The 13,273-nt window shown below is 41.8% G+C and carries 14 protein-coding genes, 2 tRNA genes and 2 pseudogenes; 14 read left to right on the top strand and 4 right to left on the bottom strand.

Annotated elements, in window-relative coordinates:
* Positions 1–142: 142 nt before the first annotated feature.
* Both purF and greB read left to right on the top strand, forming a co-directional pair.
* A complete protein-coding gene (gene purF / locus ACTHTU_RS06135; RefSeq protein WP_440362072.1) occupies positions 143–1,690 on the top strand; it encodes an amidophosphoribosyltransferase in 1,548 nt (515 codons plus the stop codon).
* A gap of 74 nt (positions 1,691–1,764) precedes the next feature.
* Complete coding sequence (greB, locus tag ACTHTU_RS06130) at positions 1,765–2,256, top strand: transcription elongation factor GreB (RefSeq protein WP_440362071.1); 492 nt, start codon at positions 1,765–1,767, stop codon at positions 2,254–2,256.
* A gap of 183 nt (positions 2,257–2,439) precedes the next feature.
* Here greB and ACTHTU_RS06125 read toward each other — a convergent pair.
* Positions 2,440–2,817 (bottom strand): annotated as a pseudogene (locus tag ACTHTU_RS06125) (transposase); the annotation flags it as partial.
* A 197-nt stretch (positions 2,818–3,014) separates the two neighbouring features.
* Here ACTHTU_RS06125 and ACTHTU_RS06120 point away from each other — a divergent pair.
* From ACTHTU_RS06120 to ACTHTU_RS06105, 4 genes are read left to right on the top strand one after another with little or no spacing between them, the layout of a single operon-like run.
* Positions 3,015–3,947 carry a nucleotidyltransferase domain-containing protein gene (locus ACTHTU_RS06120; protein ID WP_285069867.1) on the top strand — a complete coding sequence of 311 codons (933 nt, stop codon included), beginning with the start codon at positions 3,015–3,017 and terminating at the stop codon, positions 3,945–3,947.
* A 1-nt stretch (position 3,948) separates the two neighbouring features.
* Positions 3,949–5,571: a ThiF family adenylyltransferase gene (locus ACTHTU_RS06115; RefSeq protein ID WP_440362070.1), complete on the top strand. Its 1,623-nt coding sequence runs from the start codon at positions 3,949–3,951 to the stop codon at positions 5,569–5,571.
* Positions 5,571–6,032: a Mov34/MPN/PAD-1 family protein gene (locus ACTHTU_RS06110; protein ID WP_440362069.1), complete on the top strand. Its 462-nt coding sequence runs from the start codon at positions 5,571–5,573 to the stop codon at positions 6,030–6,032. Before ACTHTU_RS06115 ends, ACTHTU_RS06110 begins: the two co-directional genes overlap by 1 nt.
* Positions 6,025–6,855, top strand: coding sequence for a DUF6602 domain-containing protein (locus tag ACTHTU_RS06105; RefSeq protein ID WP_285069870.1), 831 nt, complete (start codon positions 6,025–6,027; stop codon positions 6,853–6,855). The genes ACTHTU_RS06110 and ACTHTU_RS06105 overlap by 8 nt, the downstream gene beginning before the upstream one ends.
* 650 nt (positions 6,856–7,505) lie before the next feature.
* On the opposite strand, the gene plsY is transcribed toward ACTHTU_RS06105, so the two are convergent.
* Positions 7,506–8,117 carry a glycerol-3-phosphate 1-O-acyltransferase PlsY gene (plsY, locus tag ACTHTU_RS06100; protein ID WP_440362068.1) on the bottom strand — a complete coding sequence of 204 codons (612 nt, stop codon included), beginning with the start codon at positions 8,115–8,117 and terminating at the stop codon, positions 7,506–7,508.
* 57 nt (positions 8,118–8,174) lie between these two features.
* Between plsY and folB the strand changes: the two genes are divergently transcribed.
* Entirely contained in the window at positions 8,175–8,525 is a 351-nt protein-coding gene (gene folB, locus ACTHTU_RS06095) for a dihydroneopterin aldolase (RefSeq protein WP_440362067.1), read from the top strand.
* A gap of 73 nt (positions 8,526–8,598) precedes the next feature.
* Positions 8,599–9,135, top strand: a complete 537-nt coding sequence (locus ACTHTU_RS06090) for an NUDIX hydrolase (RefSeq protein ID WP_070646807.1) — start codon at positions 8,599–8,601, stop codon at positions 9,133–9,135.
* 70 nt (positions 9,136–9,205) lie between these two features.
* Here ACTHTU_RS06090 and ACTHTU_RS06085 read toward each other — a convergent pair whose 3' ends face one another.
* Complete coding sequence (locus ACTHTU_RS06085; protein ID WP_150537500.1) at positions 9,206–9,844, bottom strand: alpha/beta hydrolase; 639 nt, start codon at positions 9,842–9,844, stop codon at positions 9,206–9,208.
* Positions 9,845–9,885: 41 nt separating this feature from the next.
* A complete protein-coding gene (locus ACTHTU_RS06080) occupies positions 9,886–10,680 on the bottom strand; it encodes a polyamine aminopropyltransferase (RefSeq protein ID WP_440362066.1) in 795 nt (264 codons plus the stop codon).
* 216 nt (positions 10,681–10,896) lie between these two features.
* Here ACTHTU_RS06080 and ACTHTU_RS06075 point away from each other — a divergent pair.
* The 6 genes and pseudogenes from ACTHTU_RS06075 to ACTHTU_RS06050 all read left to right on the top strand — a co-directional run.
* A tRNA-Thr gene (locus tag ACTHTU_RS06075) sits at positions 10,897–10,972 on the top strand.
* A 36-nt stretch (positions 10,973–11,008) separates the two neighbouring features.
* Positions 11,009–11,084 (top strand) — tRNA-Thr (locus ACTHTU_RS06070).
* Positions 11,085–11,212: 128 nt separating this feature from the next.
* Positions 11,213–12,004 (top strand): 3-methyl-2-oxobutanoate hydroxymethyltransferase, encoded by a 792-nt coding sequence (gene panB, locus ACTHTU_RS06065; RefSeq protein WP_440362065.1) that lies wholly within the window; start codon positions 11,213–11,215, stop codon positions 12,002–12,004.
* Between the two features lie 119 nt (positions 12,005–12,123).
* Entirely contained in the window at positions 12,124–12,960 is an 837-nt protein-coding gene (panC, locus tag ACTHTU_RS06060; RefSeq protein ID WP_070824223.1) for a pantoate--beta-alanine ligase, read from the top strand.
* 68 nt (positions 12,961–13,028) lie between these two features.
* Positions 13,029–13,154, top strand: coding sequence for a hypothetical protein (locus ACTHTU_RS06055; RefSeq protein WP_440362064.1), 126 nt, complete (start codon positions 13,029–13,031; stop codon positions 13,152–13,154).
* 31 nt (positions 13,155–13,185) lie between these two features.
* A pseudogene (locus ACTHTU_RS06050) lies at positions 13,186–13,273 on the top strand (IS1595 family transposase); the annotation flags it as partial.

The raw sequence follows: 13,273 nt of genomic DNA, 5'->3' as shown, positions 1-13,273 counted from the left end.
TTCAGACGGCCTATGGGCCGTCTGAATCCGTTTTTATTTGCGTAAATTTAGCATCATATTGTCAACAATTTGAGCAAACTCATCTAAATTATTTTATAATGACAGCTTACCCATTTAATCTTCAAACTCGGAGAAGCACGATATGTGTGGTGTATTAGGTTTGGTTAGTCATGAGCCGGTCAATCAGATGTTGTATGATGGTTTGCAGATGTTGCAACACCGTGGTCAGGACGCAGCAGGTATTGTTACTGCCGAAGGCAATATATTTCATATGCACAAGGGCAAAGGCATGGTGCGCGAAGTGTTCCGTACCCGTAATATGCGCGACTTGGTCGGTAATGCCGGCATCGCACATGTCCGTTATCCAACCGCAGGCAATGCGGGCAGCAGCGCCGAAGCCCAGCCGTTTTATGTCAGCTCCCCATTCGGCATTGTTTTGGCACACAATGGTAATCTGACCAATACCGAAGAGCTGTATGAAAACGTATGCAACAAACACCTGCGCCACGTTAATACCAGCTCCGATTCCGAAGTATTACTCAATGTATTCGCGCATGAATTGCGCCGCGAAGTCTCTAAAAGTACAGCCCCTTATCAACTCACCATCGACAATATTTTCAACGCCGTTTCCGAAGTGCACCGTTTGGTGCGCGGCGCATACGGCGTAGTAGCCATGATTGCAGGATACGGCATGCTGGCTTTCCGGGATCCTTTCGGTATCCGTCCATTGGTATTGGGTTCGCAAATTGACGAATCCGGCAAAAAATCTTATGCCGTTGCCTCTGAATCAGTTGCTTTCAACGCGCTTGCCTATGATTTGGAACGCGATATCCAGCCGGGCGAAGCCGTATTTGTCAGCTTTGACGGTTCAATTGTGTCGCGTCAATGCAGCGATAAAGCCAAATTAAGCCCTTGTCTTTTTGAATATGTTTATTTTGCCCGCCCGGACTCCGTCATCGATGGCGTTTCCGTTTATCAGTCCCGTATGGATATGGGCGTATCTTTGGCAGAAAAAATCAAACGCGAGCTGCCTGTCGATGATATCGATGTCGTGATGCCGATTCCCGATACCAGCCGACCCAGCGCTATGGAGCTTGCCGTTCATCTCGAAAAACCTTACCGCGAAGGTCTGATTAAAAACCGCTACATCGGCCGCACCTTTATTATGCCCGGCCAAGCAACACGCAAAAAATCAGTGCGCCAAAAACTCAGCCCGATGGAAACCGAGTTTAACGGCAAAAGCGTTTTGTTGGTGGATGATTCCATCGTGCGCGGTACGACTAGCCGTGAAATCGTTGAAATGGTACGCGCGGCAGGTGCACGCAAAGTCTACATTGCTTCTGCAGCTCCCGAAGTGCGCTATCCGAATGTGTACGGTATCGATATGCCGACCCGTGAAGAACTGATTGCAAACGGCCGCAGCGCGGCAGAAATCGCAGCCGAGATTGGCGCGGATGGCATCGTCTTCCAAAACTTAGAAGACTTGGAAGCAGTAGTCAAAGCACTCAATCCAAAAATCGAATCCTTTGATTCTTCATGCTTTAATGGTGTCTATCAAACCGGCGATATCGATGAAGTGTATCTAAACCGCCTCTCTACCGAAAAATCAGGTTGTGGCGGCTTGAAAGTTCATCCAAGCAAAATGGAACACAGCATCAGTATCAGCGATAGCGATGATGATGAAGAATAAAGTAAATTGACTTACAATAAAGGCCGTCTGAAAATTAATGTTCAGACGGCCTTTAATTATGTTATAGACACATTATGAGTACCGAAACCAAAAATTACATCACACCTACCGGTTGGCAGGCATTGAAAGACGAACTTTATCATCTGGTCAACAAAGAACGCCCGGAAATCGTCCAAATCGTTAACTGGGCGGCAAGCAATGGCGACCGCAGCGAAAATGGCGACTATCTTTACGGTAAACGCCGTATGCGCGAAATCGACCGCCGTATCCGCTTCCTAACCAAACGCTTGGAAGCAGCCGTTGTCGTCGACCCTGAAGCGCGCGAAGCCACGGACCAGGTTTTTTTCGGCGCCACCGTTGGCTTATTGCGCGGAGAGGGTCATGAACAAACCGTCAAAATCGTCGGCGTAGATGAAATCGATACTGCTAAAAACAAAATCTCATGGATTTCCCCTTTGGCACGCAGCCTAATTAAAGCACGCGAAGGGGATGAAGTTGTCTTGGATACACCGGAAGGGCGTGAGGTTATAGAGATTCTGTCGGTGGAATATATTAAGATTGACTGATTATGCGTGAATAAAAACTATAAAGGCCGTCTGAAAAATATACTTTCAGACGGTCTGAGACCTTTGCCTCCTAACAGTCGAAACCTAAACACAGGTTTTCGGCTGTTTTTGTTTCAAATATCCCCTTTAATCTCCCTTTTTCCTCACTGTCATAGCCTTTATCGGCATAGACGGTGGTACCTTATAAACAATGCTGTCAGATTTAACTTGTTCGCGAATAATGGGTAATAAAGTTTCTGTTTCAGTATTCGATGCAGTAACAATGTGAACCTTACCATTTTGCTTTAAAAGCCTGAATACGGCGACTTTACTGGTAGTAGCATAACAGTATTTGTCTTTATGTTTTCCCCAAATAACTTTCATCAACTTCTACTTCTCTGTCAAACATTTCCAAAAGCAGACTGCTTTTAATAGATAAGCAGACGTAAGTAATGAAAATAATAGGCAGGGGTATTTTTATTAATACGGACTAACTCTGCTTGTCGTTCTTGCAGTTACAACTGCAACAAATAGCTCAGTTAATTTATTTTGTTTATAACTACTTAGACGACATTTTTGAATACAGATAATTTGAGCTTAATTTGAACTTCCCTAGTTATTTAAGACAGCACCTTATATTTTAATAAAAATCATCTTTACTATCAGTTAAGGCTTGAAATTCCATAGGTTCGATCCAATATAGCAAAAACAAAACTATTCTGAGTGCATCATAACCCCACATAATCCGTTATGTACTAAAAAATTTATGGAGATTGACTATGGCTGACTACAAAAGCGATTACTTAAATTCTGTTCTGGAAAGTTACAGAATGAAACATATTGAAGAGCTAATCAACACATATCGCACTAAACGAGATGAGATTAAGCAATTTTTAAATGAACAATACGGTAGTAAAATTTATGAGCCATTTAATTCTGGCTCGTATAAAAAACACACGGCCATCAATACCAAGTTTGATTTGGATTTGGTTGTACCATTTAAACATAATGCTTTTTCAACATTAGAAAAAATGTTTGAAGATGTTTTGGAAAAACTAACAGAAAAGTATAAAGATGAAACTACTGTAAAGAAACAAGGGGTTTCTATAGGTTTAACTTTTGATGAAGAAGATGAAATTAATATTGATGTTGTTCCTGCAAGAGAGACTAGCCAAGATTCTTTTCTAGAACATGAGGATTTAAATCTACATAAAACACAAAATGAGGGTTATCTTAAAACCAATATTCACGCTCAAATTGAACACATTAAAGCTAAAGATAATGAAAGAAAAGTTATTCGTTTGCTAAAAATTTGGAAAGCTTGTCATCAATACAAATACAAGTCTTTTTTTATTGAATTATTGGTGATTAAAGCTTATGAAAAATCGTCTCCAAAGGGTAATTTATGGGAACAATTTAAAATTGTTTTAAAATATATCATTGATAATATTCAGAGTGAAAATTTCACACTTAAAGACCCTGGTAACTGCAATAATGATTTGGCATCATCATTAGATGATACAAAAAAAACTGTTCTAGTTTCTCAACTAAAATCCATGTTGGAACAAATTGAATTAAATGAGAAACAAATAGAGTTTTATCTTCCATTAAATGAAAAATTTGCTGAAAATAATAACGATGGGAATAAGGCTTATGGGCTTAAACGTTTGGTATTAGTTTCAACACCTCCAATTTCACAAAGATTTGGTTGATATGAAATTTTCTCAAATTGAATTAAAGCAAACCATTCAATCTATTCCATATATTCAAAATTTATCTGCTCTTTCATTTTCGCAAGAGCAGGTAAGTTTTGATATTACTTTTGATTTTGAAGAATTAGATAACTCAATTGATTTTCATGTCATTATCTACCAAGCCTACCCATTAAAAATTAGCGATAGTGAATCCATTCGCTTTTATCTAAAAAATGATGAATATAAAAAATTTAGCCATGTGATGGCTGATAATGCTATTTGCTTTCATAATCAGCATTGCGTTATTTTTGAGAAGAAATTACAGCAAGATTTCCAGGCAATAAAAAAATGGATTGTTAAGTATGTTATTAACCAAGAAAAAGATGAACATTATGAACATCTAATTACAGCAAATTATGCTTATAATGGGACATATTTTTCTTTTCAATTTACAGATGTTGATAAGTCATTTTCTAAAAATGAAATTGGTATTGTTACTAACACTTGCTTAACAAAATCAAAATATCAAGATAAGGATATACATAATTATTTAGTGCAATCCTTTACACATAATATTACCAATAAAAATTGCCAATGGTCATCGTTTTATTCAAGCAAGGAAAACGACTTATCAGGAATTTATATCTTTATCGAAGATAAACCTTCAATTTATGACAGATTTTCATTTTCAAGCTGGCAAGAATTCAAATCCTTATTTAATCAAGAGATGTTAAGTGAGATTTGGAAAATTTCTTTTTCCATTAAACAAGAATTTATACCTATTTTCATTGGGTATTATATAAAAAATAAAAATATTCACTGGCAAGTTGCCATGATTGATTTAAAAGACTTATTCTTTAAAAATAAAAATGGCATGTATGAGCTTTGCGATAAGCAAATAAACTGGGTTATTTCAAAAAATTCATCCTATCATTATTTTTTTGGAAGAGGTGCGTTTCATCCAAATCTAACTGATAAAAAAGTTCTTATTATTGGGCTAGGAGCGATTGGAAGTCAAGTTGCTAAGACACTTGTGCGTGGTGGTTGTAAAAATATTACCATTGCTGATTATGATGTTAAAGAACCAGAGAATATTTGCCGTTCAGAATATAACTTTCTTCCATCTTATACCAATAAAACAGATGAATTAGCAGGTATTTTATGGTGTATATCTCCTTTTGTTGAGTTGAGTTCCATTCGTCATTTAGCAACAGAATATATTAAATTTGATCTTCCATCAGAACATCTTAATTTTTTATCAGAGCAATTTTCAGAATTTGATTATATTTTTGATTGTTCTACCGATAATGATTTAATGTATCTTACAGGTAAGTTCAGTTTAACCAGCACTATATTTAATTTATCTATAACAAATTACGCAAAATCGTTGGTGTGTGGCATTTCACCCAATCATTACCGATTTGTTAGATATCAGTTTGATAATATTTTAGAGAATGATACTTTGGATTTATATAATCCTATTGGCTGTTGGAATCCAACTTTTAAAGCATCGTATAATGATATTGCCATTATGGTTCAACTATCATTAAGAACAATTAATCTAATGATTCAAGAAAATAATTATCAACATTTTACTATTCAATATGATGATAATCTTAATTTAAAGGTTGAGAGGTTTTAATGATTGTTAAAAAATATAAAAACCTTCAATTATGTTTTAAACGCCAAATCATTGAACAAATGGCAAAAATAGCAATTCATCATTATCCAAACGAATATGGTGGGTTTCTTTTAGGTTGTTACTCTGATGATTTTACTAGATTGCATATTAAAGATTTTTTATTGGTTGATAAATACACCAGCTCATCTGTGAAATTTAGGCGTGAATTAAATTCAAAAATTCATAATTTTGAAAATATATTCCAAGAAACTGAATTATATTATATAGGTGAATGGCATAGCCATCCCAATGCATCAGCATGGTATAGCTTGACAGATTTACAAGCAATGAATGATATTGTTTCTTGCGATACAGTTCAACTCTATAATCCAGTGCTACTTATTTTGAGTATTTCTAGTAATAAATTATTAGATTTTAATTTCTTTATTTTTGATCAAGGTAGGTTGGTTGTTTATGAATAAAGTTGATTTATCAGCCTTGTTTTGTGGCATGCAAGGGCAAATGCAAAGTCAATTAAGTACTAATCGTGAATTTATTCATCATCCGGGCTCAAAAGGTGATGCCTTAGAAAATGCTTGGATTGAATGGTTGCAAAATTATTTGCCAAATCGTTATAGTGTAGATAAGGCAATTGTTATTGATTATCAGGGAAATACCAGTGATCAAATCGATGTTGTCATTTACGATAATTGGTTTACGCCATTTATTTTCAATCAAAATGGTTTTAAATACATTCCCGCCGAAGGCGTTTATGCAGTTTTTGAAGTTAAACCTGATATTCAGGGAAAGGTTGGCGATATTAATTACATTCAGTATGCAGGTCAAAAAATTGCCAGTGTTAGAAGACTAGACCGCACATCAACATCTATGATTAATTCTGGACAAAAGTTATCTGCCCGCCCATTGACAAAGATTATTGGTGGTATTTTAACCACCACCAATTCTTTCACACGTTATCATAATAACACCATTGAGAAGCATATCAAATCTTTAACTGATTTAGAGAGGATTGATTTGGGCTGTATTGTGGATTATGGTAGTTTCTTTGTTCAGTATGATGGTGAAGAGGATGTAAATGAGAAAGTCAATTTTAAAAAACGCATTCACGATTATTATCAGAAGCGAACTTTTCAATCATTGGTATTTAGTCGTCCTGAAAATTCATTAATTACTTTCTTTATGCAATTAACTCGTTATTTGCAACAAGCAATCGGAACAGTGCCAGCTATTGATTTACAGGCATATATGAATACGATTGGGGAAGAAATTGATAGTGAAATTTAAGCTAAATTTCTCTATTATTACCAGTTTTTTCTTTATAAAAGATTATTTTAAATAAAAACGCTATTTCTAATTCTGAAAATGGTATTTGTATAAACCGAATCGCTTCTTCAAACTTCTCATATTGATCATAAAGATATATATTAAATTAGAATTTTGTATACGCTCATAAGCACTGTTAATGTTGCTTTTGATTTAGTCTGGTCGGGGTTAGTAGCATTTTTGATTATGGTGGTATTTGACTTACTCTTGCTGTATTATTTAGAAATTAGTAATTATCTGTATTTTAAATTCAACAACTATTTCAAAGAAAAAGTAGAACAGGTGGAGTGTGCCAAAAAAAAAACAGTAAATTGATGAAACATCATTTTTGGGAAGAACATCTCTATATTTTTACTTTCTACTGAGACTTAAGTTTTTAGATATTAGCATAGTTATGTGCTTATTATTTAATGTTATGCTCACTGTTTTAATTCTAAAAAGAAGGAGTAGTGGTAGAGTATATTGATGCATTTATTACTTATCTCTAGGCATTTATTATCAGGTTGGATAATGATTAATATAGAGAAACAACCCTTCTGATTTTTGAATACTATTAAGGCCATCTGAAAAATATACTTTCAGACGGCCTTTTATTGATTGTATCTACACTTTTAAGATTTTCCGGCTTTATCTCCGATTCTGCTTTCTTTGCCTTGAATCAGGTTTTGAATATTGCTTTTATGGCGGTACAACACCAATGCGGCAATGAATACGGTTGCCCATGCCCAAGAGGCGTGTGGCATCATGAAGAAGGCGAAGATAGGGGCGCAGACGGTGGCGACCAGTGCGGCGAGGGAGGATACTTTGAAACCGAATGCCATGACCAGCCAAATCAAGGAGCAGAGTAGGGCGGTTGCGGGGGAGAGGGCGAGCAAAACGCCCAATGCGGTGGCTACGCCTTTGCCGCCTTTAAAATTGAAAAATATTGGCCACATATGGCCGACCAATGCGGCAATCGCGACCAGGGCTATCGTCGCATCGGACAAATTTAAAGCATCTTGCAGGCAGCGCGCCAAGATGACGGCAACCAAGCCTTTTACTGCATCGCCGAGCAGGGTCAGTGCTGCCGCTTTTTTCTTACCGCTGCGCAAGACGTTGGTGGCACCGGGGTTGCCGGAGCCGTAAGTGCGCGGATCATCCATGCCGTAATATTTTGATACGATGACGGCAAAAGACAGGGAGCCGATAAGATAGGCGGCAATAATGGCGAGTACATTGAACATTTTGGGTGCTTTACTTAAAATGGGAACGGTTATTCTATCAAAAAAACGGACAGGCAAATGGATAAAATCTTTTTGTACGGCATGAAGGCCGATACTTTAATCGGCGTATATGATTGGGAACGCGAGCGTAAACAGACTTTGATTTTGGATTTGGAAATCAGTGTTCCCGAGCGTACCGGCACGAGCGACGATATCAGCGACACCATCCATTATGGCGACGTATGCGAAGTCGTACGCCGCAGCCTTGCCGAACAGGATTTTTTACTGCTGGAAACTTTGGCGGAACATATCGCCCAATTGATTTTAAATGATTTTGGTGCGGTCAAAGTGCGCGTCCGTATTGTGAAACCCGGTATCTTGCCTGATGTGGCGCAGGTCGGTATTGAGATTGAACGCGCTCGGGAATAGGACTTATCTATGCCGTCTGAAAAAGGATTTCAGACGGCCTTTAATATTTAATAATTTGGAAATGAGGTAAAAAATGGATTTGAAAGAAACTAAATTAAGCAGCGAGCCAATCTACGAAGGTTCTTTTGTTACCATCAGCCGCGATCGGGTGCGCCTGCCCAACGGCAACGAAAGTCAACGGGTTGTGATCCGTCATCCGGGTGCTGCGTGTGTGTTGGCTGAAACGGAAGACGGCAAAGTTGTTTTGGTGCGCCAATGGCGTTATGCCGCCGATCAGGCAACGTTGGAATTGCCGGCGGGTAAATTGGATGTGGCGGACGAAGATCCTGCCGAATGCGCTTTGCGTGAGTTGGCGGAAGAAACGCCATATGTCGCCGACAGTGTCAAACTGTTGTACTCCTTTTATACTGCAGTCGGTTTTTGCGATGAAAAAATGTATCTCTACCAAGCGCAAGGCGTGCGTTTGGGTAGCGAATTGAGCAATGATGAAGATGAAATTACTGAAACCGTCCTGATGAGCAAGGAAGAGGTGCGCAATGCATTGGCAAACGATGAAATCAAAGATGGTAAGACTTTGATTGGTTTGCAGTATTGGTTGACTCAGAATTGATATGTTAAGATACAAACAGGGTCGTCTGAAAAAGCTTTCAGACGGCCCTGTTTTATTTTGTAGCCGGATTTTAGCCTAATAAAGCCGGTGCAAACCGTGTGATCGTATCGCGCAAAACGATGAGTTTGCCATGGAAGAAGTGGGACGAACCGGCAATGGTCACAACAGGCAGGCCTTGTGGTTCTGCCCATGTCAGGGCTTTATTGATTTCGACGACTTCGTCTTCCGCGCCATGAATCATCAATGTTTTGGCGACATCAGGAACGTCGGATGGTTCCGGTCGGTCGGTGTAGTGATGGACGGCTGCGCCCATCAGTAACAGTAAATCAGGCGTGCGTTCTTGGGCGGCAAAGGTGGAAACGTAGCCGCCGAATGAGAAACCGGCCAGGACGAATTGCGGTGCATCAGGATGTTGCGCACGGGCGTAGTCGATAACGGCAATGCAGTCTTGCGTTTCGCCGCGGCCGTAGTCGTGTTCGCCTTCGCTATTGCCTACGCCGCGCAAATTGGGCAGGTAGCAATGGAAGCCGAGTTGACTGAGGGCTTTGGCGGCGGTTTGGATGACTTTGTTGGTGTTGGTGCCGCCTTGCAGTGGATTGGGGTGGTTGATGACGGCAACGCCGCGGGCGGATTCTTGTGTGCTTGGCAGGTAGATGGTTTCCAGCAAACCGGCCGGGCCGGGGATTTGAATGATGTCGGGTTTGAGCATGAGTGTGTCCTTGTTTGTTTTTTCAGACGGCCTGAAGCGGTTTACAGATAAAAATTCTTACCGTTGTTTTGATTGTAGGCTTTCAAATCAGCAAGCATCCGTTTGAAATCCAAGCCGTATTTTTCGCTTAATTTTTCGGCGCGTTTTTTTAAGTTGTCGAGATTTTGTTCTTTGGGGCTGCTTTGGAATGCCATGACCGCTACGTTGCCGTGGCTCTCGGCAGGCAGCTCGAGTACGCGGCCGTCAAAGACGTTGAGCAGGCGTTCGACAAAGCGTTGATAACGCTGGTCGCCACTCCACCAGTTGGTGACAAATACGCCGTCTGGAGAGAGGGCATTGCGGCAGTCTTGGAAGAAGGGCTCTTCCACCAAAGCATCGATAATCTGTTCGCCGTCAAAACCATCTACCAAAATCACATCGGTATTGTGGCGGAACACTTTAATATATTCCGCGCCATCCGCCTCGATAATTTCAAAATTTTCGCCTTCGTGCGGCAATTCAAACAGGCTGCGCGCCACGGCGATGACTTGCGGATTGATGTCAATGGCGGTTTGCTTAGTGTGGGGCAGATAGCTGTCTATCCAACGGGCAAACGAGCCTCCGCCCAAGCCGATTTGGGTGATGTGTTTGGGCGGGGTTTCTACAAACAGCAGCCAACCCATCATGGCGCGGCTGTACGACAACACCAGCTCGGACGGATGATCGACATTCATGGAGCTTTGAATGGTGTCGCTGCCCAAGTGTAGGGAACGGATATTGACTTCTTCGGAAATGCCGACTTCGGGCAGATGGGATTTGGCTGGGCGCAGGCGGCGGTAAGGATGGCGGGGTGGCATGGGTGCAGATGGAAAGATATAAAAGGCGTTATTTTAACAGAAACAATGATGTTTTGCGCTGGGGCGGTTTTCAGACGGCCTTTGAGTGTGTTGGATGGAAAGATAAGGCATGTATTTAATTTTCTTTAAAATCATTGGTTTTTATAATTTCGTGAGTAACTTTGTTTTAAAATGCTTGCCAAGATGGGAACTTATCGGCATAATGCCGACTTCCTTGCCGGTATAGCTCAGTTGGTAGAGCACCTGACTTGTAATCAGGGGGTCCCGAGTTCGACTCTTGGTGCCGGCACCAGTTAAAGACTGATGGTGCCGCAAGGCATTTCAGTAAGCCGGTATAGCTCAGTTGGTAGAGCACCTGACTTGTAATCAGGGGGTCCCGAGTTCGACTCTTGGTGCCGGCACCAATTAAAAGCCCGATTGTGAAAGCAGTCGGGCTTTTTGCTTATGCTTTGATATTTTAAAAGCAGACCTTATAATACCGCGTTTCCATTACAACAAAGGGCTGCCCGTCGGGCGGAACACACACAACACCATGATTACCGTAAACACTTTGCAAAAAATGAAAGCAGAGGGCGAGAAAATCGCCATGCTGACCGCTTATGAATCCAGCTTTGCCGCGCTAATGGACAATGCCGGCGTAGATGTACTGCTGGTCGGCGATTCTTTGGGCATGGCGGTGCAAGGTCGTCAGTCCACTTTGCCGGTGAGCTTGCAGGATATGTGCTACCACACTGAATGCGTGGCTCGCGGCACTCAAAATGCAATGATTGTCAGCGACTTGCCGTTTGGCGCGTATCAGCAGAGCAAAGAGCAGGCATTTGCGGCGGCGGCCGAATTGATGGCGGCCGGCGCGCATATGGTCAAACTCGAAGGCGGTGTCTGGATGGCGGAGACCACTGAATTTCTGCAAATGCGCGGTATCCCTGTTTGCGCCCACATCGGCCTGACTCCGCAATCCGTGTTTGCATTCGGCGGCTATAAAGTTCAAGGCCGCGGCGACAAGGCGGAAGCGTTGCTTAACGACGCCAAAGCGCATGATGCGGCAGGTGCGGCAATCGTATTGATGGAATGCGTTCCTGCAGAGTTGGCGAAAAAAGTGACCGAGACAGTTTCTTGCCCAACCATCGGTATTGGCGCAGGCGTGGATTGCGACGGTCAGGTTTTGGTGATGCACGATATGCTCGGCATTTTCCCCGGTAAAACCGCCAAATTCGTGAAAAACTTTATGCAGGGCAAAGACAGCGTTCAAGCTGCGGTCAAAGCCTATGTGGACGAAGTCAAAGCAAAAACGTTCCCATCTGTCGAACATACGTTTACCGGATAAAATAAAAACCAGGCCGTCTGAAACTTATTTCAGACGGCCTTTTTAATGAATAAAAGCGTATAATCGGCGCGTGATTTCCGTTGATGAAACGGCGGAAAAGATAAAGGATTTTTCAAACCATGCAAATTATTCATACGATTAAAGAATTGCGCGAGTGGCGCAAAACTGCCGGAAAAGTGGCATTTGTGCCGACCATGGGCAATTTGCACGAAGGCCATCTTGCGCTGGTGCGCGAAGCGAAAAAACGTGCCGATAACGTTGTGGTCAGTATTTTTGTCAACCGCCTGCAATTCGGACAAGGCGAAGATTTCGACAAATATCCGCGTACTTTGCAGCAAGATGCCGACAAATTGGCAGGCGAGGGCGTTGCCGTCGTGTTTGCGCCTGATGAAAAAGAGCTGTATCCGAATGTGGAACAGCGTTTCAATGTCGAGCCTCCGCACCTGCAAAACGAATTGTGCGGCAAATTCCGCCCGGGACATTTCCGCGGCGTTGCGACCGTTGTGACCAAGTTGTTCAACATTGTTCAACCCGATACCGCCTGTTTCGGCAAAAAAGACTATCAGCAGCTGGCGATTATCAAAGGCTTTGTCGAAGACTTGAATTTCAATATCGAAATCGTCCCGGTTGATACCGGCCGCGCTTCAGACGGCCTGGCACTTTCCAGCCGCAACCAATATTTGAGCGAAGCAGAGCGTGCAGAAGCGCCCCGCCTCTATCAAGAGTTGCAAAATATTGCCGCCGCCCTGAAAAACGGCAATCTGGATTACGCCCAGCTTGAGGCCGAATGTATCCGCCGTTTGACCGATGCCGGCTGGGTGGTTGATTACGTTGAAATCCGCCATGCACACAGCTTGGCAGTAGCTCATGTCGGCGATAAAGAATTGGTGGTGCTTGCCGCCGCCCGTTTGGGTACCACGCGCCTGATTGATAATTTGGAAGTGGCTTTGGCTTAAAACCAAGCTGCTGTTAAAGGCCGTCTGAAACCTGTTTTTCAGACGGCCTGTTTCAAAGGGGTTAAATCATGAAACAAAAAGCTTTAATCTTACTCCTTCTGCTGACTGGGGCTGCTCATGCCAATGACAGTATGGGTACGGTCAGCACAAGCGGCATCAAATATCTGAAAAATCCGCATATCGATAGGGGCTGACGTAGATTAGCAGTTATGCTAGGCTACGAAAATGCAGATAACCAATTGTAAATTAAGCAAGAGAGTTCAAAAGAAACTACTTGAATTTTTTGTACTCCAAGTTACCGCCCGTTCCGCTG

It is taken from the genome of Neisseria sp. P0020.S005 (assembly GCF_051957055.1).
Taxonomy (GTDB): Bacteria; Pseudomonadota; Gammaproteobacteria; order Burkholderiales; family Neisseriaceae; genus Neisseria; species Neisseria subflava_A.
This window is presented reverse-complemented; position numbering and strand designations above follow the sequence as displayed.

Excerpts from the sequence above, each read along its gene's own strand:
- ACTHTU_RS06110 (WP_440362069.1), top strand. The coding sequence starts at position 5,571 with ATGATTGTTAAAAAATATAAAAACCTTCAATTATGTTTTAAACGCCAA.
- folB (WP_440362067.1), top strand. The coding sequence starts at position 8,175 with ATGGATAAAATCTTTTTGTACGGCATGAAGGCCGATACTTTAATCGGC.
- ACTHTU_RS06120 (WP_285069867.1), top strand. The coding sequence starts at position 3,015 with ATGGCTGACTACAAAAGCGATTACTTAAATTCTGTTCTGGAAAGTTAC.
- ACTHTU_RS06115 (WP_440362070.1), top strand. The coding sequence starts at position 3,949 with ATGAAATTTTCTCAAATTGAATTAAAGCAAACCATTCAATCTATTCCA.
- panB (WP_440362065.1), top strand. The coding sequence starts at position 11,213 with ATGATTACCGTAAACACTTTGCAAAAAATGAAAGCAGAGGGCGAGAAA.
- ACTHTU_RS06055 (WP_440362064.1), top strand. The coding sequence starts at position 13,029 with ATGAAACAAAAAGCTTTAATCTTACTCCTTCTGCTGACTGGGGCTGCT.
- purF (WP_440362072.1), top strand. The coding sequence starts at position 143 with ATGTGTGGTGTATTAGGTTTGGTTAGTCATGAGCCGGTCAATCAGATG.
- plsY (WP_440362068.1), bottom strand. The coding sequence starts at position 8,117 with ATGTTCAATGTACTCGCCATTATTGCCGCCTATCTTATCGGCTCCCTG.
- ACTHTU_RS06085 (WP_150537500.1), bottom strand. The coding sequence starts at position 9,844 with ATGCTCAAACCCGACATCATTCAAATCCCCGGCCCGGCCGGTTTGCTG.
- ACTHTU_RS06090 (WP_070646807.1), top strand. The coding sequence starts at position 8,599 with ATGGATTTGAAAGAAACTAAATTAAGCAGCGAGCCAATCTACGAAGGT.
- panC (WP_070824223.1), top strand. The coding sequence starts at position 12,124 with ATGCAAATTATTCATACGATTAAAGAATTGCGCGAGTGGCGCAAAACT.
- greB (WP_440362071.1), top strand. The coding sequence starts at position 1,765 with ATGAGTACCGAAACCAAAAATTACATCACACCTACCGGTTGGCAGGCA.
- ACTHTU_RS06080 (WP_440362066.1), bottom strand. The coding sequence starts at position 10,680 with ATGCCACCCCGCCATCCTTACCGCCGCCTGCGCCCAGCCAAATCCCAT.
- ACTHTU_RS06105 (WP_285069870.1), top strand. The coding sequence starts at position 6,025 with ATGAATAAAGTTGATTTATCAGCCTTGTTTTGTGGCATGCAAGGGCAA.